We start from the raw sequence: 239 nt of genomic DNA on the forward strand, positions 1-239 counted from the left end.
ACGCCCAGCTCTACCCGGAGAAGGCCGGGCGGCTCGTGCTCGACGGGGCGATCGATCCCTCCGACCCCGGCCCCGAGGTCGGTGCCACGCAGGCACTCGGCTACGAGTCGGCGCTGCGGGCGTACATGCAGAACTGCCTCGACTCCGGCTCGTGCCCCTTCAACGGCGCGGTCGATGAGGCGATGGCCGATCTCGGCGCGCTCCTGGCGAGCGCGGACCGCACGCCGTTGAAGAACGGG

At 72.0% G+C, this 239-nt stretch carries 1 pseudogene; it reads left to right on the forward strand.

The features are described from left to right. Positions 1–239: pseudogene (locus KVS71_RS18580) on the forward strand (alpha/beta hydrolase); the annotation flags it as partial.

The sequence above is a fragment of the Microbacterium sp. GbtcB4 genome, from assembly GCF_019091465.1.
GTDB lineage: Bacteria > Actinomycetota > Actinomycetes > Actinomycetales > Microbacteriaceae > Microbacterium > Microbacterium paraoxydans.